This window comes from Streptomyces sp. NPDC037242 (assembly GCF_055604165.1).
Genome location: NZ_JBVJUY010000002.1, coordinates 27844 through 51214, shown reverse-complemented (window position 1 = coordinate 51214; position 23371 = coordinate 27844). Strand labels below are relative to the sequence as shown.

General features: G+C 71.9%; 19 protein-coding genes. 7 read left to right on the top strand and 12 right to left on the bottom strand.

The window, feature by feature from the left end; all coding sequences use genetic code 11:
• On the bottom strand, nt 1-1845 hold the full coding sequence (locus tag ACZ7GJ_RS03020) for a phosphoenolpyruvate carboxykinase (GTP) (protein WP_470748838.1): 1845 nt from the start codon (nt 1843-1845) through the stop codon (nt 1-3).
• 220 nt (nt 1846-2065) lie between these two features.
• Between ACZ7GJ_RS03020 and trhA the strand changes: the two genes are divergently transcribed.
• A complete protein-coding gene (gene trhA / locus ACZ7GJ_RS03015) occupies nt 2066-2755 on the top strand; it encodes a PAQR family membrane homeostasis protein TrhA (RefSeq protein WP_470748836.1) in 690 nt (229 codons plus the stop codon).
• A 2-nt stretch (nt 2756-2757) separates the two neighbouring features.
• Here the strand turns inward: trhA and ACZ7GJ_RS03010 are convergent, their stop codons facing one another.
• The 6 genes from ACZ7GJ_RS03010 to ACZ7GJ_RS02985 all read right to left on the bottom strand — a co-directional run bounded on the left by ACZ7GJ_RS03010 (nt 2758) and on the right by ACZ7GJ_RS02985 (nt 12476).
• The gene (locus ACZ7GJ_RS03010) at nt 2758-5175 is read right to left on the bottom strand and encodes a galactose oxidase-like domain-containing protein (protein WP_470748834.1); all 2418 of its coding nucleotides are present in this window, start codon (nt 5173-5175) and stop codon (nt 2758-2760) included.
• 23 nt (nt 5176-5198) lie between these two features.
• On the bottom strand, nt 5199-6383 hold the full coding sequence (locus tag ACZ7GJ_RS03005; RefSeq protein ID WP_470748832.1) for a glycosyltransferase: 1185 nt from the start codon (nt 6381-6383) through the stop codon (nt 5199-5201).
• 6 nt (nt 6384-6389) lie between these two features.
• On the bottom strand, nt 6390-7970 hold the full coding sequence (locus ACZ7GJ_RS03000) for an ArnT family glycosyltransferase (RefSeq protein WP_470749616.1): 1581 nt from the start codon (nt 7968-7970) through the stop codon (nt 6390-6392).
• Nucleotides 7971-8086: 116 nt separating this feature from the next.
• The gene (locus ACZ7GJ_RS02995) at nt 8087-9388 is read right to left on the bottom strand and encodes a glycosyltransferase (RefSeq protein ID WP_470748830.1); all 1302 of its coding nucleotides are present in this window, start codon (nt 9386-9388) and stop codon (nt 8087-8089) included.
• 234 nt (nt 9389-9622) lie between these two features.
• On the bottom strand, nt 9623-11686 hold the full coding sequence (locus ACZ7GJ_RS02990; protein WP_470748828.1) for a thioredoxin domain-containing protein: 2064 nt from the start codon (nt 11684-11686) through the stop codon (nt 9623-9625).
• A 28-nt stretch (nt 11687-11714) separates the two neighbouring features.
• The gene (locus ACZ7GJ_RS02985; protein WP_470748826.1) at nt 11715-12476 is read right to left on the bottom strand and encodes a DUF4344 domain-containing metallopeptidase; all 762 of its coding nucleotides are present in this window, start codon (nt 12474-12476) and stop codon (nt 11715-11717) included.
• Between the two features lie 128 nt (nt 12477-12604).
• Between ACZ7GJ_RS02985 and ACZ7GJ_RS02980 the strand changes: the two genes are divergently transcribed.
• Entirely contained in the window at nt 12605-15868 is a 3264-nt protein-coding gene (locus ACZ7GJ_RS02980) for a tetratricopeptide repeat protein (protein ID WP_470748824.1), read from the top strand.
• 245 nt (nt 15869-16113) lie between these two features.
• Here ACZ7GJ_RS02980 and ACZ7GJ_RS02975 read toward each other — a convergent pair whose 3' ends face one another.
• Entirely contained in the window at nt 16114-16338 is a 225-nt protein-coding gene (locus tag ACZ7GJ_RS02975) for a hypothetical protein (protein WP_470748822.1), read from the bottom strand.
• 2 nt (nt 16339-16340) lie between these two features.
• Nucleotides 16341-17222: a mycothiol conjugate amidase Mca gene (mca, locus tag ACZ7GJ_RS02970; RefSeq protein WP_470748820.1), complete on the bottom strand. Its 882-nt coding sequence runs from the start codon at nt 17220-17222 to the stop codon at nt 16341-16343.
• Between the two features lie 120 nt (nt 17223-17342).
• On the opposite strand from mca, the gene ACZ7GJ_RS02965 reads away from it, so the two are divergent.
• Nucleotides 17343-17759 carry a DUF4307 domain-containing protein gene (locus ACZ7GJ_RS02965; protein ID WP_470748818.1) on the top strand — a complete coding sequence of 139 codons (417 nt, stop codon included), beginning with the start codon at nt 17343-17345 and terminating at the stop codon, nt 17757-17759.
• Nucleotides 17760-17894: 135 nt separating this feature from the next.
• A complete protein-coding gene (gene greA / locus ACZ7GJ_RS02960; protein ID WP_470748816.1) occupies nt 17895-18392 on the top strand; it encodes a transcription elongation factor GreA in 498 nt (165 codons plus the stop codon).
• Nucleotides 18393-18485: 93 nt separating this feature from the next.
• On the opposite strand, the gene ACZ7GJ_RS02955 is transcribed toward greA, so the two are convergent.
• From ACZ7GJ_RS02955 to ilvA, 3 genes are all read right to left on the bottom strand, one after another.
• Nucleotides 18486-19343, bottom strand: coding sequence for an ABC transporter permease (locus ACZ7GJ_RS02955; protein ID WP_470748814.1), 858 nt, complete (start codon nt 19341-19343; stop codon nt 18486-18488).
• On the bottom strand, nt 19340-20368 hold the full coding sequence (locus ACZ7GJ_RS02950; protein ID WP_470748812.1) for an ATP-binding cassette domain-containing protein: 1029 nt from the start codon (nt 20366-20368) through the stop codon (nt 19340-19342). The genes ACZ7GJ_RS02955 and ACZ7GJ_RS02950 overlap by 4 nt, the downstream gene beginning before the upstream one ends.
• A gap of 87 nt (nt 20369-20455) precedes the next feature.
• Nucleotides 20456-21688, bottom strand: coding sequence for a threonine ammonia-lyase (ilvA, locus tag ACZ7GJ_RS02945; RefSeq protein WP_470748810.1), 1233 nt, complete (start codon nt 21686-21688; stop codon nt 20456-20458).
• A 304-nt stretch (nt 21689-21992) separates the two neighbouring features.
• Here ilvA and ACZ7GJ_RS02940 point away from each other — a divergent pair, with 304 nt between their 5' ends.
• The 3 genes from ACZ7GJ_RS02940 to ACZ7GJ_RS02930 all read left to right on the top strand — a co-directional run bounded on the left by ACZ7GJ_RS02940 (nt 21993) and on the right by ACZ7GJ_RS02930 (nt 23261).
• Entirely contained in the window at nt 21993-22514 is a 522-nt protein-coding gene (locus ACZ7GJ_RS02940; RefSeq protein ID WP_470748808.1) for a MarR family winged helix-turn-helix transcriptional regulator, read from the top strand.
• A 61-nt stretch (nt 22515-22575) separates the two neighbouring features.
• Nucleotides 22576-23010, top strand: a complete 435-nt coding sequence (locus tag ACZ7GJ_RS02935; RefSeq protein WP_470748806.1) for a sigma factor-like helix-turn-helix DNA-binding protein — start codon at nt 22576-22578, stop codon at nt 23008-23010.
• A complete protein-coding gene (locus ACZ7GJ_RS02930) occupies nt 23007-23261 on the top strand; it encodes a hypothetical protein (RefSeq protein WP_470748805.1) in 255 nt (84 codons plus the stop codon). The genes ACZ7GJ_RS02935 and ACZ7GJ_RS02930 overlap by 4 nt, the downstream gene beginning before the upstream one ends.
• Nucleotides 23262-23371 lie beyond the last annotated feature (110 nt).

The following is a 23371-nucleotide window of genomic DNA, read 5'->3' as shown; positions in this document are numbered from 1 at the left end:
TCAGCCCAGGCGCTCGACGAGCGCGTGGTACTGGTCCCACAGCTCCTTGGGGGTGTGGTCGCCGTAGGTGTTCAGGTGCCCGGGGACCAGTGCGGCCTCCTCGCGCCAGACCTCCTTGTCGACCGTGAGGAGGAGGTCGAGGTCCTCGGCCGGGATGTCCAGGCCGTCGGTGTCGAGGGAGGCCACGGTCGGCAGGACGCCGATGGGGGTCTCGACGCCCTCGGCCGTGCCTTCCAGGCGCTCGACGATCCACTTCAGGACGCGGCTGTTCTCGCCGAAGCCGGGCCACACGAACTTGCCCGCGTCGTTCTTGCGGAACCAGTTCACGTAGTAGATCTTCGGGAGCTTGGACTGGTCCTTGTCGGCCGCGACCTTGACCCAGTGGGCCATGTAGTCGCCCATGTTGTAGCCGCAGAACGGCAGCATGGCGAAGGGGTCGCGGCGCAGCTCGCCGACCTTGCCCTCGGCGGCGGCGGTCTTCTCGGAGGCGATGTTCGAGCCGATGAAGACGCCGTGGTTCCAGTCGAAGGACTCGGTGACCAGCGGCACGGCGGAGGCGCGGCGGCCGCCGAAGAGGATCGCGGAGATCGGGACGCCCTTGGGGTCCTCCCACTCGGGGGCGATCGTCGGGCACTGGGAGGCCGGGACGGCGAAGCGGGCGTTGGGGTGGGCCGCCGGGGTCTCGGACTCCGGGGTCCAGGCGTTGCCCTTCCAGTCGATGAGGTGCGCGGGCGCCTCTTCGGTCATGCCCTCCCACCAGACGTCGGAGCCGTCCGGGGTGAGCGCGACGTTGGTGAAGACGGTGTTGGCGTACATCGTCTTCATGGCGTTGGCGTTGGTGTGCTCGCCGGTGCCGGGGGCGACGCCGAAGAAGCCGGCCTCGGGGTTGATCGCGTACAGGCGGCCGTCCTCGCCGAAGCGCATCCAGGCGATGTCGTCGCCGATGGTCTCGACCGTCCAGCCGGGGATCGTGGGCTCCAGCATGGCGAGGTTGGTCTTGCCGCAGGCCGACGGGAACGCGGCGGCAATGTACTTGGGGGCCTCGGACTCGCCCTGCGGCGGGGTGAGCTTGAGGATCAGCATGTGCTCGGCGAGCCAGCCCTCGTCGCGGGCCATGACGGACGCGATGCGCAGGGCGTAGCACTTCTTGCCGAGCAGGGCGTTGCCGCCGTAGCCCGAGCCGTAGGACCAGATCTCGCGGGTCTCCGGGAAGTGCGAGATGTACTTGGTCGTGTTGCAGGGCCACGGCACGTCGGCCTGGCCCTCGGCGAGCGGAGCGCCGAGGGTGTGGACGGCCTTGACGAAGAATCCGTCGGTGCCGAGCTCGTCGAGGACGGGCTTGCCCATGCGGGTCATGGTGCGCATGGCGACGGCGACGTAGGCGGAGTCGGTGATCTCGACGCCGATGGCGGAGAGCTCCGAGCCCAGGGGGCCCATGCAGAACGGGACGACGTACATCGTCCGGCCCTTCATGGAGCCGCGGAAGATGCCCTTCTCACCGGAGAAGAGGTCCTTCATCTCCGCCGGGGCCTTCCAGTGGTTGGTCGGGCCCGCGTCCTCTTCCTTCTCGGAGCAGATGAAGGTCCGGTCCTCGACGCGCGCGACGTCGGACGGGTCGGAGGCGGCGTAGTACGAGTTCGGGCGCTTGGTCTCGTCGAGCTTCTTGAACGTGCCCTTGGCGACGAGCTCCTCGCAGAGGGCCTCGTACTCGGCCTCGGAGCCGTCGCACCAGACGATCCGGTCGGGCTCGGTGATCGCTGCGATCTCCTCGACCCAGGAGATGAGCCCTGCGTGCTCGGTGGGACGAGTCGTACCGGAAGTGGGAGCCGCGTTGTCGCGCGCCACGATTGCTCCTTGTTGAGGGGTTTGTTTGGTGTTGGCCCCGTGGGGGCTGCGACCCGGATGCTTCGCGCTCCGCTCATCCGGTGTCGACCGCACTCATCTGATCATCCGGTGCGTGTGCGCATATGTCCAGAGGGCCTCTCACGTGAGCATCGCCACTCCGGTCAATCTTCCGTAAAGCGCACTAACGGAAACCTACGGGCCCGTAGGTAGCATGGTCGGCATGACTTCTGACGCCGCTGCCGTGGCCGCACCGGATGTGCCGGTGGTGCCGGAACCCGAGGCCAAGCCGCTGATGCGCGGCTGGCTGCACACCGGAATGTTCCCCGCCGTGGTGATCGCGGGCCTCGTTCTGATGGCCTTCACCGACTCGACCCGGGCGCGCGTGGCCTGCGGGGTGTACGTCCTCACGGCCTGCCTGCTCTTCGGCGTCAGCGCGGTCTACCACCGCGGCACCTGGGGTCCGCGCGGCGAGGCCATCCTGCGGCGGCTCGACCACGCCAACATCTTCCTGATCATCGCGGGCACGTACACGCCGCTGACCGTCCTGCTGCTGCCGCCCTCCACCGGGCGGACCCTGCTGTGGGCGGTCTGGATCGCGGCCGCCGCCGGCATCGCCTTCCGCGTCTTCTGGGTCGGCGCCCCGCGCTGGCTGTACACGCCCTGCTACATCGCCATGGGCTGGGCGGCCGTCTTCTTCCTGCCCGACTTCATGCGCACCGGCGGCATCGCCGTCCTGGTCCTGGTGATCGTCGGCGGGCTGCTGTACAGCGTGGGAGGGGTCATCTACGGGATGAAGCGACCCAACCCCTCCCCACGCTTCTTCGGCTTCCACGAGGTCTTCCACTCACTGACGCTGGCGGCCTTCGTGGCCCACTACGTCGGCATCTCGCTGGCCGCGTACTCGCACTAGCACTAGCAGGCGTACCCGTCGCGGTCGTGGTCCAGGCGCAGCGGGTCGCTGCCGTTGACCTTCATGCGGGCCGGGTACTCGTGTGAGGCCAGCCAGTCGCAGCGGGCCCTGGTCGTCTCCTTCACCTCCGCCGGGAAGCGGGTCGGCACGCACAGGTTGACCGTTCCGTAGTGCCGGTCGCAGCCGGCCACGCCGGGCGCGACCGGTACCGAGTCCCGCGCGGCCGGGTTCTCCTTCGCAGGTCCCAGCTTGTCGGCGAAGGTGTGCTGGTGCGCCGAGGGCTGCTCCTGCGCGGCCGCCAGGGCCGGGGCCCCGCCCACGTGCACCCACTGCGCGATCGACGGGACGCCGTTCGCGTCGACCGCGAAGAGCATGTACCAGCCGGGCGGCGCCAGGTTGGGGTTGCTGGTGACGTTGAGGTCGATGGTGGTGCCGTTGACGACGGTCATCGGCAGGTCCACGAACCGCTGGTTGGGGTCGGAGGAGTGGGTGACCGCCGCCGGGCGGATCAGCTCGGCCTTGGCGACCGGCCGGTCCACGGTGATCCGCTGCGTGTCCCCGTACACCCACTGCGTGTCGATCACCGAAGTGATCTGCGGGCGGGCGCCCTTGAAGAGGTAGGGCGGGCTGTAGAGCGACACGTTGTGGTTGTAGGTGCCGTTGCCCGGGTTGTCGCCGACCGACATGACGCGGCCGTCCGGCATCAGGAACGACGCCGAGTGGTACGTGCGCGGGATCGGGTCGGTGGCCAGGCCCGACTGGTAGCTGTTGGTCACCGGGTCGAAGAACGAGGCCTCGTAGACCGGGTCGGCCCGGTCGTGCAGCCCGCCGCCGGTCTCCAGCACCTTGCCGTCCGGCAGCAGCACGGCCGACACGTACATCTTCCCCTCGGCCCCGGTCTGCGGCCGCTTGCCCGTGCCGGTGTCGACGAGGCCCTGCGGGAGGTCCGGGCCGGCCGTGTAGGCGGGGCTCGGCTTCTTCAGGTCGATGATGTCGGTGATCCGGTTCGCCGCCGGGTTGGACTCGTTGTTGCCGCCGCCGATCGTCAGCACCCGCTGGTCCTGCGCCGGGGGCAGCAGCACGCTCGCCGACTCGTCGCGCTCGTCCTTCTTCCTGAGCCCGGGCACGTCCGTGATGGTGTTGGCGGCGTAGTCGTAGACCGACGCACCGCTGCCCTGGGTGCCGTTGCCGAAGGTGTGGCTGCCCGAGTAGAAGAGCCGCCCGTCCTGCATCAGGATCATCGACGGGTACAGGCCCCAGTACGACCAGGTCTGGTTGACCTCGTTCATCGGCAGCCACCTGCCCTGCGCCGCCGAGAACTTCTCCGCGGTCACGTTGCCCGTCGAGTCCTCCTTCAGGCCGCCGAAGGAGATCACGTCGCCGTTGCCGAGGACCGTCGCGGACGGGTACCAGTGCCCGCCGTTCATGTCGTTGGTCCTCGTGTACGTCTCGGTCGCGGGGTCGAAGGTGTACGAGTCCTTCAGCCCCTGGTAGCCGATCTTTCCGTCGGCGGTGGGGTACCCCTTGTTCCCGCTCATCACCAGCACCCGGCCGTCCGACAGCTGCACGTGGCCCGAGCAGAACATGTCCACCGGCGTCGGGATCGTCTTGAAGGACCCGTTCGCCGGGTCGTACACGGCCGAGGTGAAGGTGCCCGCGTTGAACTGGGCGATGTCGTTGCCCGAGCCGGCGATCAGCAGCACCTTGCTGTTCTTCAGTACCACCGCGTGCATCGAGCGGACCGGGTTCTTGGCCGCGATCACCTCCCACGTGCCCTTCGCGCACTGCTCCGGGGTCCCGGTGCAGACGGGCTGCGGCGGGACGGCACCCACCTCCTCCAGCGCGTAGTCGTCGGTGGTGAGGGTGCCGACCCCGTAGACCGAGAGCCCCCAAGTGATCTTGTCGGTACCGGGCGGTACGGCGGGCGTACGGACCTCCGTACGCGCCCAGCCCGCGCTGACGGGCGGGTTCTGCAGGTCGGTCCAGTACTGCCAGCCCGCCGTGGTGTCGTGCCGGAAGACCGTCACCGACACGTCCGGGGTGTTCGACTTGTACCAGGCGGACAGGTCGTACTGCTTGCCCGGCACCACGGTCGGCGCACAGGCGGCGTTCTCGGTGACCAGGGCCTTGCGGTCGCCGTTGACCCGGCGGGTGAGCGAGACCTGCATGGCCTTGGTGCCGCCGTGCGCGTCGGCGGTGGTGGCGAAGGAGAAGTCGTTGTCGCCCCAGCCGGACTTCGTCCAGCAGGACGGCATGTCGGCGCCGGGCGCACCGGCGGTCTCGAATCCGGGATTGCTGAGCAGATTGGGCGGTCCGGCCGTGGCCTGCTGCGGTGCGCTCAGCAGCAGGCCAGCGGTCATCGCCCCGACGGCCAGCAGGGCGGCCCGCCGCCCGGTCCGGCGCCGGATCTTCAGTGGCATGGAGGGTTTCCCTTCGGTGCGGCTCAACTCCTGTTGGTACTGGTACGGACTGCCTTGCGCGGGAGGTAGACGAGCGCTTCGGTCGCCGCGAAGCGCAGGACGAAGGTGGTCACCAGCGCGAGGGCGGTCGCCGGCAGCACGGCCATGCCGAGCCTGGCCACGAACACCGCGATCAGCGGGATGCGCAGCAGCAGGTCGGCGTTGGCGAGCAGCACGAAGCGCCCGACCCGGTCCGCCCGGCGCCGGTGGCGGCGGCGGTCGCGGAACAGCAGGGTCTCGATGAGGAGGAAGTTCCACAGCACGCCGGCCTGGTTGGCGAGGACCTCGGCGGCAAGGTAGTTCATCCCGGCGCGGGTCAGCGCCCACAGCGCGAGGAGGTTGGGGACGAAGCCGGAGAGCCCGATCAGCCCGAAGCCGATCATCCGGGCCGGGGTGCTCGCCGAGCGCAGCGCGGCGAGGTGGGCCAGGAAGCGCATGCCCTCGCGGGCGGTGGACTTGGACTCGCCGGAAAACCGGTCCTGGAAGACGAACGGCACTTCGGCGACCTTTGCGGGCCGGCAGCGGACGGTCAGCTCCAGCAGGATCTTGTAGCCGAGGGGCCGCAGCACCTCGGGGGTCACGGCCGGACGGCGGATCGCGAAGAAGCCGCTCATCGGGTCGCTGACCCCGCGCAGGGCGCGCGGGAAGAGCCCCTTGGTGAGCCAGGTCGCGCCGCGCGAGACGGCGATCCGGTAGCTGCCCGCGAGTCCGGCCCGGCTGCCGCCGGCGATGTAACGGGAGGCGACGACGAGGTCGGCGCCGGTGCGCTCGCCCTCGCCGACCAGCTCGGGGACCAGGTGGGGCGGGTGCTGGAGGTCGGCGTCCATGACGACGATCCAGTCGGTGGCCGCGCGCCGGGCCCCCTCGACGACGGCTCCCCCGAGCCCGCCCTCGGCGCTCTCGCGGTGCAGGACGGACACCGGGAAGGCGCACTCCCGGGCGGCCTTCTCGATGACGGCCGGGGTGTCGTCCGTGGAGTCGTCCACGAACAGCACCTCGCAGGGCAGGTGCGCGGGCAGGGCCGCGCCGAGCCGCGCCAGCAACTCAGCGATGTTCCCCGCCTCGTTGAAGGTCGGGATGACGAGGGTGACGCTGCCCGGCGCGGTCGTGCGCGGAGGGCTCAGCTCCGGATCGCCCAGGGCGTGCGGGGTCCGCAGGTCCTCGCTCATGCCGGCTCAGCTCCCGCTCGGCGGGACGTCGGTACGGCGGATCTCGATGCGGTCCTCGCCCGAGCCGAAGACGGCCACGGCGGTCGAATGCTCCAGCGCCGCCTTGACGTTGGGCAGCTGCGCGGCGTCGCGGCGCACGGTGGGCGAGGAGACGACGTAGTCGATGTCCTGCCACCCCCGCGGCATCGTCCTGGTGACGGCGGGGTCGAGGTCGGCCTTGTAGAACCAGATGGCGCCGAGCCCCGGCTCGAAGCCGTGGTGGACGGCGTCCAGCCAGAGCGCGTCGTCGACCAGGACGCGGGTGCTCGGGGGGTCCTCGACCTCGCGGCCGAGCCAGGCCGCGGCCTGCCGGTACGGGGCGTTCGCGTCGACCGTGAGGGCGGTGCGGTTGCCTTCGTACCAGCGCGGCAGTACGTACACGGCGGCCGCGGCGGCGAGTACGCCGACCAGCACCCGGCGCACGTACACCGTCCGCCTGCGCTCCCCGGGCGTACGGCGGCGGCGCAGTACGGCGTGGGTGACGCTGGCCGCGCCCCCGGCGAGGACCAGCGCCAGGAACGGCAGCGCCTGGATCACGTACATCGCGGGCAGGTAGCCGGAGGGCCGCATCGCGACGAGCGCGAGGATGACGGCGGCGAGCGCGGGCCCGGCCAGCGCGCGGGCGGTGACCGACCATCGGATGGTGGCCAACAGCAGCACCGCGCCGGCCAGTCCGCCGAGCGGCAGGACGGTGTCGTAGTACAGCCAGGACCGCAACACGCCGTGCGAGCCGGAGCCGGGGTCGAGGATGAATCCGGAGCCGGCGCGGCCCATCTGGTAGGTGATGCCGTCGATGAGGGAGACGTGCCCGGAACCGGGCAGCAGCTCGCCGTTGAGCAGGGCGTAGAGCGGGTACGACAGGCCGATGAGCGTGCAGGCGGTGATGGCGCCGGTGACGGCGAACTTCCGGGTATCGCGGTGGCTGTGGCGCCACATGGTCACCAGCAGCGCCGGCAGCACCACCAGCATCGTTTCCTTGGTCAGGACCCCGGTGGCGGCCGCCAGCCCGGCTCCGAAGTGGTGCCAGAGGTGGCGGCTGGGGGACGCGGCCAGGCAGAAGGCCAGCAGCATCCACATCACGGCGAGGTTGTCGAGGAAGATCTCCCGCTGGAGCACGACGGAGAGCGGGGACAGCCCGAACAGGGCCATCGCGAGGCCGGCCGCCCAACGCGGCAGCCAGAGCCGGCGCGCCAGGACGTACATCAGGACCGCGCTGGCGGCGGAGACGGCGAGCATCGAGAACCGCATCGGCGCGACGGTCATCGAGTCCGGTACGAAGAGGGACGGCAGGTAGGTGAGGCCCGCTATCTGTATCCAGCCGAGGGGCGGATGGTCGTACCAGTACGTGTAGTGGGCGAGGCCCCGGCCCTGCTGGACGGCCCAGCCCTGGGCGAGGTAGGTGCCCTCGTCGTCGCTGAGGGTGGGGAAGTTGGTGATGTTCCAGCCCTGCACGAGGACGATCACCAGCAGCAGGACCCCGCACAGGAGCAGGTCGGGGCGGGAGGAGCGGAAGCGGACCAGCGGTCTGGCGGCGGGGACGCGGGGCACTGCCGCGGTGGCGGTGGCGGTCTGGGTGGCGGTCTGGGTGGCGGTGGCCGTCTCGGTGGCCGTGGCCGTGGCCGTCTTGCCGGGCTGGGGATCAGTGGCCGTGGGCAGGGTGGCGGTCACTGGTTGACGTCCTCTCGGATCGCGGTCGGGGCGGCGGCGCTCGGCGTCAGGTGGGCGCCGGTGTGGCTGGTGAGCTCCCACTCGTTGCGGCCGCGCTGCTCGCGCCAGACCGCGCGGATCGCGGCGCCCGCGAGCATCACCTGGTAGAAGGGGCCGCCCACGACGAGCTTGAGGTAGTGCACGAAGCGCACGCGCAGGCCGTACTGGCGGCCGAAGTCGTGCAGGCCGACGATCTCGAACACGAAGGTCACCAACGCCGTGATCATGGGGAGGAAGGTGATGATCGCGATGCCGACGGGCACGTCGAGGAAGAGCGCGATGGCGAAGTTCAGCGGGATGATCACACCGGAGGCGGCCTGCATGAACGGCGTCATCAGCGTGTAGCGGGCCAGCCAGCGCTGGCCCCGGCCGGGCAGTTGCTGCCAGTCCTTCTTGCGGTAGACCTGGAGGAAGCCCTGGTTCCAGCGGGTGCGCTGCTTGAGCAGGCTCATCAGCGAGCCCGGCGTCTCCTCGCGGGTGACCATGTCGGAGTCGTAGGCGACGACCACCTTCTTGCCGACGGAGGAGAGCCGCACGCCGAGGTCGCAGTCCTCGGCGAGGCAGTTCTGGTCCCAGCCGTCGGCCTCGCGCAGCACGTCGGTGCGGACGAAGACGGTGTTGCCGCCGAGGGGGATGAAGCCCTTCTCGGCGTGCAGGTGCAGGCGCGAGCGGAACCAGAAGAAGTACTCCAGGCAGTTGCGCAGGCTGTACCAGCTGGAGTGGAAGTTGATGAGCTGGACCCCGCCCTGGACCACGTCGGCCCCGGTGGCGCGGAAGGCGTGGTCGACGTGGGCGAGCAGTTCGGGGTGGACCTGGTCCTCGGCGTCGAAGACCCCGACGATGTCGCCCCGGCAGTGCGGGAGCGCGGTATTGAGGGCCTTGGGCTTGTTCTTCGTCTCGTTGTGGTCGGTGATCACCCGGACCAGGCCGGGTGCGCGGGCGGCCGCCCGCTCGGCCACGGCGGCCGTCCCGGGGTCGTCGTGTCCGACGATCACGATGATCTCGTAGTCGGTGTGGCTCGATTCGAGGAGCCGCTCGATGGTGTGCTCCAGGACCGCCTGCTCGTGGCGGGCGGGCAGGAGGAGCGAGAAGGCCAGCCGGCCGCCGCCGTCCGGGCGGTCGAAGCGGGTGGAGGCGAGCGTCTCGGGCGTCCGCCAGGCATGCATCTGCCACCAGAGCGTGAACGCGGCCATCCAGAAGAGCGCGAACGAAACGATGGATATGAACACAGAGGTGTACAAATTATCCCCCGCAGACATGCCGCAACCCCCGGCGGCGATCGTCAAACCCCTCGGAGGCTCACAGCGGGCCCCCCGGCCCGCCGCCCCCGCTTCCCCCGAAGCGCGCACCCCCCAGTGCGCTGTCACGGTGTCACGGTGACACCGGAAGTCATGAGACTAGATACCGAACATGAAGACCAGACCCCACACAGATAAAAACGACGTTTCTGAAAACCTGCGCAAGCAACCGGAATTGACGCTACTCCGCCTCTTTCAGGGGCGAACCGCCCCCAACTGCTCGGCCAGTTCGGCCGGATCGGTCGTAGGCCGCGCGCAGACGAAATGTCGACATACATACGCCGTCGGAAGGTCGCGCACCAACGTGCGCTCGGCCAGAAGGGGGAACTCCCCCGCACTGCCGTCCGCCGCACCCGGCAGACCGGCCGCCACGACTGCCCCGGGAGCCGTCCCCAGCAACGCGGTCCGGTGCAGCTCCACCCACGCGGGATCCTCCGGATGCCCGACGACCGCGACCTCGCGCGGCCCGTCGAGGAGCGCCTCGGCCACCGCCAGACCGTGCCCGATGAAGCGCGGGGCGCGCGGCCCGAGCGCCTGCACCACCCCGAGCGCCCGCTCGGCCGCCGTGCGGTGCGGCTCCGAGCCGGTGTGCGCGGCGTACGAGAGCAGCGCGCCCGCGGCCGCGGTCCAGCCGGACGGCGCCGCGGTGTCGGTCGGGTCCTGGGGGCGGCGGATCAGCTGCTCCGCGTCGTGCGCGGTGTCGTAGAGCGATCCGTCCTCGGCGGCGAACAGGTCCAGCACCAGGTCCACGAGGAACCCGGCGAACTCCAGCCAGACCCCCTCGCCGGTGACGGAGGCCAGCGCCAGGAACCCCTCGGCGACGTCGCCGTAGTCCTCCAGCACCCCCGCGTTGGCCCCGGCCTTGCCGTCCTTGCTGGTCCGCGCCAGGCGGGCCCGCCCGGCGGACACGTCGAAGTGGACCCTGACCAGCAGATCGGCGGCCTCGGTGGCCCGCTCCACGAGGTCGGGCCGCTCGAAGAAGGCCCCGCACTCGGCGAGGGCCGCGATGGCCAGCCCGTTCCAGGCGGCCACGATCTTGTCGTCCCGGCCGGGCGCCGGGCGCTCACCGCGCGCGGCCAGCAGCCGCGCCCGGACCTCCCCGATCCGCCCGGCGTCGGCGACGGGCCCGTCGGCGGGGAGCTGGAGCACCGACTTGCCGTGCTCGAAGGTCCCCTCGTCCGTCACCCCGAAGTACGCGGCGGCCAGCGCCCCGTCGTCCTCGCCCAGCACCTCGGCCAACTGCGCGGGGGTCCAGGCGTAGTACGCGCCCTCCACGTGCCTGCCGCTCAGCGGCTCCTCGCTGTCGGCATCGAGCGCGGAGGCGAAACCGCCCTCGCCGGTGCGCAGTTCCCGGACCATGAAGTCGGCCGTCTCCAGCGCCACCCGCCGCGCGAGGTCCGAGCCCGTGGCCCGCCACAGGTGCGCGTAGACCCGGCACAGCAGCGCGTTGTCGTAGAGCATCTTCTCGAAGTGCGGGACGACCCACTCCCGGTCCACCGAGTAGCGCGCGAAGCCGCCCCCGAGCTGGTCGTAGATCCCGCCGCGGGCCATCGCCTCACAGGTGTCGGCGGCCATCTGCAGCGCCCCCTCGGACCCGGTCCGGGCGTGGTGGCGCAGCAGGAACTCCAGCACCATGGACGGCGGGAACTTCGGTGCGCCGCCGAACCCGCCGCGCACCGCGTCGTACTCCCGGGTCAGGCCGAGCAGCGCCTGCGCGAGCTCCTCGCCGCCGGGGGCGCCGGCCTTCCCGTAGTCCAGCTGCCGGCCCGCGAGGTCCCGTACGATCCGCTGCGCCACCTCGGCGACCTCCTCGGGCCGGCCCACCCAGGCGGTCCGCACGCCTTCGAGGACCTGCATGAAGGAGGGCGACCCGTGCCGCGGCTCGGGCGGGAAGTAGGTCCCGAAGTAGAACGGCTCGGCATCGGGGGTCAGGAAGACGGTCATGGGCCAGCCGCCCTGCCCGGTGGCCGCCTGGACGGCCTCCATGTAGACGGCGTCGATGTCGGGGCGCTCCTCGCGGTCCACCTTGATGTTCACGAAGTGCTCGTTCATGTACGCGGCGGACAGCTCGTCCTCGAAGGACTCGTGCGCCATGACGTGGCACCAGTGGCAGCTCGAATAGCCGACGCTGAGCATCACCGGCACCCCGCGCTCGCGCGCCTCCGCGAAGGCCTCCGGCGACCACGGCCACCAGTCGACGGGGTTGTCGGCGTGCTGGAGGAGGTAGGGGGAGGTCTCGTTCGCGAGGCGGTTCGGCATGGGGGCCATCCTGCCGCACGTGCCCCGGTCAGTGCCGAAGGAGCGGGGCCAGGTCGCGGGTCCAGGTGTCGCGGGTCCGGGTCCAGGTCGCGCCGCAGTCGGCGCGGGCCGCGGTGGCGAGGTCCTCGTGGCGGGCGGGGGCCGCGCCGTAGACCGCGCAGCGGTGGGCCTCCGCGCGTTCGGTGTCGGGCGCGTGCTCGTCGTCCTGCGGGTCGGGTTCGGGGTCCTCGGCGGCCGTCAGGTCGTAGCTCCGGGCGGCGGTCAGGAGCGCCTGCTCGCCGCTTGCGCCCTCGTCCAGCAGCATCAGGCGGGCGAAGCCGTCGGCGGCGTCCTCCTCGGCCCGCTCCCCCTGGTCCGGGAGGTCCAGGGCGTCGTACAGCGCGTGGCCCGCCTCGTGGAAGACCGTCTCCCGGATGAAGTCGGAGAGGACCTCCTCCGGCGTGCGCCCGGCCCCGCCCGCGGCTCGCTGGAACAGGTCCTGAACCTCCGTCAGGTCGTCGTAGCACAGCTCGATGCGGCGGGTCCGGGAGTCGTACGCGGTGCCCTCGCCCGCGCAGGAGAGGCCGACGACGGTCACCCGGTAGGGGAGGTCGACGTAGTCGTTCAGCTGGTCGGCGGCCATCTGGTCGATCCGCCACTGCTTCAGGAAACGGGCACTGCCGGCATCGGCCTCCACGGGCTTCTCGTGACGCACCACGAACCCCTGGTCGGGCAGCGGCAGCTCACACCTGGTGGCCGACAGCGACAGCAGCGCAGCGCACAGTCCCCACGTCCCCCAACGTTTCCCCATCCGGCCACCATAGATGACCGAATTCACTTCAACTCCCTCTGAACTAGCTCAGATTCTCTCGCGCTCGCGGGCGTCCCGGCGGACACTTGGGACACGTTTGCGGAGCCAGCTCTCTGAGGGGGATGCCGATGCGGGACAGCCATCGCAGTGAGGCCGAACGGCTGTTGGGGCGCGCCGTGGAGGAGGAAGCCCGCCGGACGGTGCCCGCGGCGGCGGGCGGATCGGGAGCCTCCGTGGACCGGGCGGCGCTGCTGGCCCGCGGCAAGGAGGCGCTGGACGCCCTCGCGGCGAGCGCGGCCCCCGAGTACGAGGCGTACGTGCGGGCCCTGGACGAGGCGGCGGCCGGGGACGAGTCGATCGGCGACGCCTTCCGCCGCACCAACACCTCGACGGCGCTGCTGGTGACGGCCGTCGCCGCACTCGCCGCGGCCGGGGCGGACCTCGCCTTCGGGGTCGCCGTGGGCACCTCGCTGACGGCTGGCACCATCGCCGCGGTCGCCGGGGCGACGGCCACGGTCGCCAAGGTCACGGCCCTGCACCTGCCCGCGGCCAACCGCCGCGCCGGGGAGCTCGGCCGGCCCGGCGGCGCGGAACAGCTCCGGCTCCAGTGGCTGACCGCCCTGGAGGTGCGCGGGATCCGCCCGTTCCTGGAGCAGCAGCGCACGGTGGCCGCGGCGGCGCGGGCGCCCCGGGCCGGCAACGGCATCCCGCCGCGCCGCACCGTGGACCGCAGCGCGGAGGCCCGCCGGCGCAGCGCCCTGGAGCAGTCCTTCGGGCAACTCCCCCGCCAGGACGAGGCGTTCGCCGGGCGCAAGGCCGAGCTGACCCGCATCGCGCAGTGGGTGCAGGCCGCGCGGGCCAGTACGGACACCCGGCCGGTGGTCGTGGTGCTGCACGGCGAGCCGGGAGTGGGCCGCACCACGCTGGCGCTGCGGGCCGCGCACGAGCTGCGGGACCAGTTCCGGGGCGCCTGCGTGGTGGACCTGCGGGGCGGCTCCACGGGACCCGGCCCCGGACCCGGCCCCGGATCCGGCGGCGGATCCGGCGGCGGCGGTGGCTCCGGCACCACCGAGGCCCCGCTGCCGACCCGGGAGGCGCTGCTGCACCTGCTGAACCGGCTGGGCGCCCCGCGCGAGCAGCTGCTGTTCCGCGACGGAGCCTCCGCAGAGCAACAGGTGCGCAGGCTCAGCGAGTTGTACCACCAGCACCTGCAAGGGCTCCCGGTGACGGTGGTGCTCGACGACGCCGTGGACGCGGCCCAGGTACGGCTCCTCGTACCGGAGCGCTCCGAGAGCCTCGTGCTGGTCACCGCGCGGGAGCCGCTGGAGCTGCCCGCGGACCTGTCGGCCTGGGTGCACCAGCTGCCGGTGGAGCGCCTGACCGGGCCGGAGGCCGCCGAGGTGCTGCGCGCCGGGGTGCGGGCGGCGGGCGGGCCCGTACCGGAGGCCGCGGCGGAGGCCGGGCTGCTGGCGCTGGGCGCGGGGCTGCCGCTGGCGCTGCGCGTGCTGGCACCCCTCGGCTCGGCGCGGGCCTCGGACGGGGGCCCGGGGTCCTCCCTGGAACACGCCCTCGACCTGGCCTACGTACGCCTGCCCGAGGACCGGCGCCGGCTGCTGCGCCGCCTTCCGCTGGCCGGCCGGGCCTCGCTCGGCGCGGCGGCGGCCGCCGCGCTGATCGACGCGGACCGGGCGGAGGCCGGGCGGCACCTGCGCGAACTGGCGGACGCGGGGCTGCTGGACCACGTGCGCGGGGAGCGGTTCCGCATGCACGACGCGGTCCGCTCGTACGCGGCGGCGCGCCTGGCCGCGGACGAGGACCGGGCCCAGGCGGCGGCCGCGCACGAGCGGCTGATCCGCAACTACGCGCAGCTCGCCGACTCGGTGATCCGCATGGTCGACGGCAAGATGTCCACCCGCGCCAACCACTTCGGCGGCCACGGCTTCGCCTCCCTGGACGCGGCGCTGCGCTGGCTCGACGACGAGTCGAGCTTCATCACCGCGGCGCTGCGGCACTCGGAGGGCGTCGACCAGCAGGCGGTGCTGGACCTGCTCGGCGCGCTCTGCGACTTCTGCCTGCTGCGCGGGGACCTGTACCGCCTCGGGGAGATCAACGAGCTCACCCAGGCGGTGGAGGCCGGCCGCCACGGGCGGCTGGGGCGCTCGGTGCAGTGGCGCACCGGCATCGCGGCCCGCCAGCTCGGTGACCTCGACAAGGCCCGCACCACGCTGACCTCGGTCGTCGACCAGTACATGGAGGCCCGCCAGGAAGCGGGCGCGGGCATGGCGCTGATCTCCCTCGGCATCACCCTGCACCACCAGGGCAACCTCCCCGAGGCCGCGGCCCGGATCCGCGAGGCCCTCGCCCTCCAGACCTCCGAGGACCTGGCGGGCGACCGGGCGTGGGGGCTGCACGCCCTGGCCGCGGTCGAGCGCGACCTCGGGCGCCTGGCGGAGGCCCGGCGGCTGCTGGGGCAGTCCCTGACCCTGCACCGGGAGAGCGAGAGCGTGCACGGCGAGGCCTGGGCGCACTTCCAGCTCGGGCAGGTGCACCTGCGCCTCGGCGAGGTGGACCGGGCGGAGGCCGAGCTGCGCCTGGCCCTCGACCTGTACGGGCGCACGCGCGACGACCGCGGCGAGGCCTGGGCGCTGACCCAGCTCGGCCGCGCCCGGGTGGTCGCCGGGGATCCCGGCGCGGCGGTGGAGCGGCTGCGCGAGGCGCTCACCCGGCACCGGGAGGCGGAGGACGCCCGCGGCGAGGCGTGGACGCTGTACTACCTCGGGCAGGCGCTGGAGGAGGCCGGCGAGCGCGACCGGGCGATACGGGAGCTGGAGCGGGCCCGCACGATGTTCTCCCGGATGCGGGACGTGTACGGGCTGGCCCACGCCCGCCACCACTCGGGCCGGGTGACCCGCGACCAGCGCGCCGCGCAGACGGGGAACCTGAAGAACTCCGGTTTCGCCCGCCAGCTCCTGGTGGACGCGCGGGCGGACTTCCGGCGGATCGGGCTGGCCCACGGCGAGGCCTGGACCTGCCTGGAGCTCGCGGTCGTCGACGCGGGCAACGCCAAGGCCGCGCAGGCGCTCGGCCTGTGCGAAGAGGCGGTCCGGCTGTTCATCTCGTACGGGGACCGGCGCGGCGAGGACTGGGCCCGCTTCCTGCGCTGCACCCTGCTCCCGTACACGCTCCCGGGCGCCCCGGAGGAGGCGCGGGCCGAACTGGCCCGGCTGGCGGGCGCCCCGCATCCGCTGCGGGACGGGCGCCTGGAGGACTGCCTGGAGACGTATGGGGTGATCCTGGCCCGGGGCGTCGACCCGTCGGAGGGCTGGCAGGCCTGGCGGCTCTCACTGGTCCCGAACCTGCACGCGCAGGAGATCATGGGAGTGCCCGCCTGAGGCACGCCTGAATCCGCCGCCCCACCCCTTTGCGGGGGCGGTGGCGGCGGCTCGGCTGCGGTCGCGCGGGGGCGGGTGCCCTAGGGGGTGTCTGGCGGGTGTCCGCGGGGGAAGGAGCGGCGTCCGGTGCGTGCTCTCGGCGTGCCGACCGGAAGTCCGCGTACTGGATGTACTTGGGCTTTCGGTCGGTGCGGCGAGAGTGCGTGCCGGGCGTCGCGACGCCGCGGACATCCGTCAGACACCGCCTACGGCTGGGAGCCGTCCCGGCCCGCACTCGCGGTCGGCTCGGGGGCCTCCTTGAAGTCCACCCGGCCCATGTGCCGGCTCATCGACTTCATCAGGCCCCACACCCCGAGGGCGAGGGCCGCGAACACGATGAAGCCCAGGATTCCGGGGGTCACCTTGTTCTTGTCGAAGGTGTCGCCCGCCAGCGGAAGGAACTGGACGATTGCTGCCTGCGTAGCGCTCATAGCTACGCATTCTCCCGGATGCCCGCGAAGAGGTCGGACTCGGGGAGGGAAGTGTCGACGAGCGACTTCGCCAGCTCGTACTCCTCCGTCGGCCAGACGTCCTTCTGGATCTCCATCGGGACGCGGAACCAGCCGCCGTCGGGGTCGATCTGCGTGGCGTGCGCGATGAGCGCCTTGTCGCGGATCTCGAAGAACTCCGCGCAGGGCACGTGCGTGGTCAGGGTCCGCTCGGTGCGCTCGAACTCCTTCCAGCGCTCCAGCCACTCCCCGTAGGGGGACTCCATGCCGCGCGCGAGCAGTGCCTCGTGCAGGGCGACGGTGCGCGGCTTGTTGAAGCCCTGGTTGTAGTAGAGCTTCTGCGGCTGGTACGCCGGGCCGAACTCGGCCTCCGGGTACTTCTCGGTGTCGGCCGCGCCCTCGAAGGCCACCATCGAGATCTTGTGGGTCATGATGTGGTCGGGGTGCGGGTAGCCGCCGTTCTCGTCGTACGTGGTGACGACCTGCGGCTTGAAGGCACGGATCTTCTTCACCAGCCGGCCGGCCGCCTCGTCGACGTCCTCCAGCGCGAAGCAGCCCTCGGGCAGCGGCGGCAGCGGGTCGCCCTCCGGGAGCCCGGAGTCGACGTAGCCCAGCCATTCCTGCTGCACGCCGAGGATCTCGCGTGCCTCGTCCATCTCCCTGGCGCGGACTTCGTGGATGTGCTCCTCGATGTACTTGTCACCCTGGAGCTTGGGGTTCAGGACGGAGCCGCGCTCGCCACCGGTGCAGGTCACCACGAGCACGGGCACGCCCTCGGACACGTACTTGGCCATGGTGGCCGCGCCCTTGCTCGACTCGTCGTCGGGGTGGGCGTGGACGGCCATCAGTCGAAGCTGCTCGGTCAAGACAGGATCCTCTGTGATTCGTCAGGGTGGGCGGCTTCTATAGTGACCGAATCGGGGGACGGAAAATTCCGGGGGTATGCCTGTGACGGCGCCGCCCGGCCCTCTCGGAAGGATTGATCGATGAGCGCGGTGCGCGAGGGACTGCCCGAGGGCCGCTACGGCCGGTCGGCGGACGAGCGTGCGGACCGCAAGCTCAAGATCGTCGGGTCGGCGCTGGGCATCGGGCTGCTGGGCGTGGTCGGCTGGATCGGCTGGGACTACGTCGCCGGGCAGACGGTCAGCGCCGAGGTGATCAAGTTCCAGGTGGTCTCGGACACCGAGGTGAAGGTGCACCTGGAGGTGCGCAAGGACGCCTCGGTCGCCGGGGTGTGCACCCTGAGCTCGCAGGACGAGGCGCACGGTGAGGTCGGCCGGGCGGACTTCACCTTCCCGCAGAAGGCGGCGCGCGTGGACGAGATGGTCTCGCTGAAGACCACCGGCCGGGCCACGATGATCGAGCTCGTCGCCTGCCGGCCGGTCGGCGACGCGCGGGGCTGACGCAGCCGGGGCGGGGTGTTCGAGGAACGCCAGGACACCTTCGGGTCCTCCCCCTTTTCTTCCCGAATTGTTAGGCTCGTGGTTTCGTCCGCCGCTGGCGGCCATGTAGTCCCCCTGTACCGACGAGGAGCACCCGTGACCCAGACGAGCGAGAGCGTCACCTGGCTGACCCAGGCGGCGTACGACCAGCTGAAGGCAGAGCTGGACTACCTCTCTGGTCCCGCACGCACGGAGATCGCGACGAAGATCGCTGCAGCCCGTGAGGAAGGTGACCTGCGCGAGAACGGCGGTTACCACGCGGCCAAGGAGGAGCAGGGCAAGCAGGAGCTCCGCGTCCGCCAGCTGACCCAGCTCCTGGAGAACGCCAAGGTCGGCACCGCGCCCGCCTCCGACGGCGTGGTCGCCCCGGGCACCCTGGTCAAGATCGCCTTCGACGGCGACGAGGACGACACGATGGAGTTCTTGCTGGCCTCGCGCGAGTACGCGTCCTCGGACTTCGAGACGTACTCGCCGCAGTCCCCGCTGGGCACCGGCGTGATGGGCAAGACGATCGGCGAGGACGCCCAGTACGAGCTGCCGAACGGCAAGAAGGCCTCCGTCAAGATCCTCGACGTCAAGCCCTTCACCGGCTGAGCGGCCCCTGCGCAGTCCCGACACGAGAGAAGCCCGGCCGGGTGTCCCGGCCGGGCTTCTCCCGTACTGCGCCCGTACGCCCTACGCCGCGTCCTACGCCGTCGCCGAGCGGTACTTGCGCACCGCCAGGGTGCGGAAGACCAGGATGATCAGCAGGGACCACAGCACGGAGGCCAGGATCGGGTGCTGCATCGGCCAGGCCTGCGGCGCCTCGTAGCCCGGCGGGAGGTTCCCGAAGAGCTGGCGGGCCGCTTGGACGGTGGCGCTGAAGGGGTTCCACTCCGCGATGTGCCGCAGGAAGGTCGGCATGTTGTCGGAGGGGACGAAGGCGTTCGAGATGAACGTCAGCGGGAAGAGCCAGATCAGCCCGCCCGAGGTGGCCGCCTCCGGGGTGCGTACGGACAGGCCGATCAGGGCGCCGATCCAGGAGAAGGCGTACCCGAGCAGGAGCAGCAGGCCGAAGCCCGCGAGCACCTTGCCGATGTTCTCGTGGGTGCGCCAGCCGACGATGAGCGCCACGACCGCCAGGACGACCACGGTGAGCGCCGTCTGGACGAGGTCGGCGAGGGTGCGGCCGGTCAGGACCGCACCGCGGGCCATGGGCAGTGAGCGGAAACGGTCGATGAGGCCCTTGTGCATGTCGTCCGCGATGCCCGCGCCCGCGCCGGCCGTGGCGAAGGTGACGGTCTGGGCGAAGATGCCCGCCATCAGGAACTCGCGGTAGGCGGCGGGCGAGGTGTTGCCGCCGACGCTGATCGAGCCGCCGAAGACGTAGCTGAAGAGGACCACGAACATCACCGGCTGGATCACGCCGAAGATGATCATCTCGGGGATCCGGGACATCCGGATGAGGTTGCGCTTGGCCATCACGAGGGAGTCGTTGACCCCCTGGGCGATGCCGCCGCGCGGGCGCGGGGCGGCCAGTTCCGGGGTCGGGGAAGTGGTGGTCACTTGGCCGCCTCCTTGTGCGCCTTGCGGCCCCTGCCCTTGGTTTCCCCGGGGATCTCGTCGGACTCGCCGTTGTCCTCGGCCGCCCGCTCGGCCGCGTGGCCGGTCAGGGAGATGAACACGTCGTCGAGGGTGGGCCGGCGCAGGCCGATGTCGTCGATCTCGATGCCCCGCCCGTCCAGCTCGCGGATGACCTCGGCCAGCAGCTTGGCGCCGCCCGCGACGGGCACGGTCAGCTTGCGGGTGTGCTCCTCGACGGTGGTCTCGCCCTTGCCGAAGCCGGCGAGCACTTCCCGTGCGGTGGAGATGTGGTCGCGCTCGTGGACGACGACCTCGACGCGCTCGCCGCCCGTCTGGGCCTTGAGCTGGTCGGAGGTGCCCCGGGCGATGACCTTGCCGTGGTCGACCACGCAGATGTCGTGGGCGAGGTGGTCGGCCTCCTCCAGGTACTGGGTGGTGAGCAGCAGGGTGGTGCCGCCCGCGACCAGTTCCTGGATGATCCCCCACAGCTGCTGGCGGTTGCGCGGGTCGAGTCCGGTGGTCGGCTCGTCCATGAACATCACGGGCGGGCTGACGACCAGGGCGGCCGCGAGGTCCAGGCGCCTGCGCATACCGCCGGAGTACGTCTTGGCCGTGCGGTCGGCCGCGTCGGAGAGGTTGAAGCGTTCGAGGAGCTCCTCGGCCCGGGCCTTCGCGGCCTTGGCCTTCATCTGGTAGAGCTGGCCGACCATCTGGAGGTTCTCGCGGCCGGTGAGGTACTCGTCGACGGCCGCGAACTGGCCGGAGAGGCCGATCGCGCGGCGGACCTCGTTGGGGTGCTTCAGTACGTCGATGCCCGCGACGACGGCCTTGCCGCTGTCGGGCTGGAGGAGGGTGGTCAGGACGCGCACGGTCGTTGTCTTGCCCGCGCCGTTGGGGCCGAGCAGGCCCAGAACGGTGCCTTCGGGGACATCGAGGTCCACGCCGTCCAGAGCCCGTACATCGCCGAAGGTCTTGACCAGACCTTCGGCGTAAATGGCGCCTGGCATATGGATTCTCCCAGTGATATATCGGGTGTATATCGGGTGTTTCCTGTGCAAATCCTATGGGTGCCGACTCTGCCCTGCCCCTTGCCCTCAGCTCATCACCTTGTAACCCGCGCTGTGCAGCGAACGGGCGACCTCGGCGCAGTGCTCCAGCCCCTTCGTCTCCAGGTGCAGCTCCACCTCCACCTCGGTCAGCCCGAGCCGCGGGTCGGTCCGGACATGGCTCACGTCCAACACGTTCGCATCCGCCACTGACAACACCCCCAGGAGCCCGGCGAGGGCCCCCGGCCGGTCCGTCACGCGCAGCCGCAGGGACAGGTACCGGCCCGCGGCGGCCATACCGTGCCGCAGGATGCGCTGGAGCAGCAGCGGGTCCACGTTCCCGCCGGACAGGACGGCGACCACCGGGCCGCCGCCGTACAGCTCGGGCTCGCTCAGCAGGGCGGCCACCGGGCTGCACCCGGCCGGCTCGACCACGAGCTTGGCCCGCTCCATGCAGAGCAGCAGCGCGCTGGAGAGCGCGTCCTCGGAGACCGTACGGACGTCGTCGAGGAGTTCGCCAATGATTTTGAAGGGGATGTCGCCGGGACGCCCGACCTTGATGCCGTCCGCCATCGTGTTCGGCTCGTCGATCGACACCGGGTGCCCGGCCTTCAGCGAGGGCGGGTAGGCGGCCGCGCCCGCCGCCTGCACGCCGATGACCCGCACGTCCGGCCGCAGCGCCTTCACCGCGACCGCGACGCCCGCCGCGAGACCGCCGCCGCCGACGCCCACCAGGATGGTGCGCACCTCCGGGCACTGCTCCAGGATCTCCAGGCCCACCGTGCCCTGGCCCGCGATGATGTCGCGGTGGTCGAAGGGGTGGATGAACACCGCCCCCGTGCGGTCCGCGTAGTCCTGGGCGGCCGCGAGGGTCTCGTCCACGACCTGCCCGTGCATCCGTACGTCGGCTCCGTAGTCCCGGGTCGCGGCCACCTTCGGCAGCGGGGCCCCGACCGGCATGAAGACCGTCGAGTGGACCCCCAGCAGGGAGGAGGCCAGGGCCACGCCCTGCGCGTGGTTGCCGGCGCTGGCCGCCACCACCCCGGCGGCGCGCTGCTCGGGGCGCAGGCCCGCGATGCGCACGTACGCTCCGCGCAGCTTGAAGGAGCCGGTGCGCTGGAGGTTCTCGCACTTGAGGTGGACCGGGGAGCCGGTGAGCGCGGACAGGTGCCGGCTGCCCTCCATCGCGGTGACCCGCGAGACGCCCGAGAGCATCTTCTGAGCCCCCCGGATGTCGTCGAGGATGACCTGCGGGACGGGCTGGGGCACGCGGTAGTTCATGCGGCCAGTCTGGCAGCCCGCGCGGATCGCGGCGCAGGACGGCGAAGCGGGCCGCGGGGGCCGACCGGAGGGGCGCGCCGACGGCTGCGAGAAGGCGACCGGACAGCCGCGAGACGGCGACCGGACGGCTGCGAGAAGCGGACCGGTGGGTGTGAGAAGCGACGGAATCCGGCCATCCGGGACACCCCGGAGGCCTCGGTCCGTACTGGCCGTATCAGTTCTTGTACGAGGAGTACGAGCCGCCGCCCGTCCGCGTACTCTGTCCCCCATCCTTGTCGGCCCCACGCGAAGAGAGCCCACGGCCATGCCCTCCACCCCGGCCAGTTCCGACCTGCCCGCGCCGGCCGGCGCGCCCGCCGAAGCCGGTCTCCTCGACGCGCTCCAGCACCAGGTGGCGGTCTTCGCCCGGCGCGCCGAGCAGACCCGCCTGGGCGGGGTCGGCCAGGCCCGCAACTCCATGGACCGGGCCGCGTACCTGCTGCTGAACCGGCTCGACCTGGAGGGTCCGATGGGCGTCAAGGCGCTCGCCGGCGGCATGGGCATCGACTCCTCGACCGTCACCCGGCAGGTCGCGCCGCTGGTCGACAGCGGTCTGGTCAAGCGGACCTCGCACCCCGAGGACGGCCGGGCCGTGGTGCTCGCGCTGTCCCCGCGCGGACTGGCGCGGCTGGAGGAGGTCCGCTCCTCGCGGCGCGAGCTGATGGCGCGGGTGACGGAGGACTGGAACGAGGAGGAGCGCGAGGCGTTCACGGGGCTGCTGACGCGCTTCAACGTCTCGCTGTCGGAGCTCATGGCGGCCGTCGCCGACGCCGGCCCCGCCTCCTGAGGCGAGTGCCGGTCCGGACTTCGTCCGACCTCTTGACCCGGGTGGTCCCGCAGGCCGCACTATGTGGCCTGTGGACCACCGTTCGGGCCGCTACGCCGAGTTCGAGGCCTTCGTCGCGGGCGCGGCGGGGCGGCTCCTGCGCGTCGCGGTCCTGCTGACGGCCGAGCCCGAGTCCGAGGCGCCCCTCGCGCGCGGCCTGCTCGGCGGCGCGCTGGCCCGTACGTACGCGCACTGGGGCCGCCTGCGCGGGGACGACCCGTACGACCACACCCGCCAGGAGCTCTGCGCCGCCTACGCCCGCGCCGCCCGGCGCCACCAGGGCGGTACGGGCTTACTCGCGCGGCTGGGTCCGCTGGAGCGGCTCGTCCTGGTACTGCGGATCTACGAGGGGGTCGCGGAGGAGGTCACCGCGGCGCAGCTGGGGCTACCGGTCGAGCGGGTCCGGGCGGTCTGCAACCGGGCGGTCGCCGCGATGCGGTCCCGGGAGGCGGCGTGAGCAGGGTCCCGGACCATAAGGAAGCCCAGGTCAGGCGGCTGCTGGAGGGCCCGTACCCGGTGGTCCCGGCCGGGCTCGCGGCCGGCGCGGCCGCCCGCGGGGAGCGGCTGCGGCGCAGGCGCCGGGCCCTGCGCAGGGCCTGCTGGACCCTGCTGTTCGCCGGGGTGGTGGCCTTCCTGGTGTGGGCCTCGCTGACCCAGGCCTGGACGACCCCGTCGAGCGGGATCTCCCCGCCGCTGGAGGGCTGGTAGGAGACCCGGGGTGGCGGTGGGGGGGGGGGGGGGGGGGGGGGGGGGGGGGGGGGGGAAAAAGGCGGGGGGGGGGGGGGGGGGGGGGGGGGGGGGGGAAGTGGGGCTGGGTG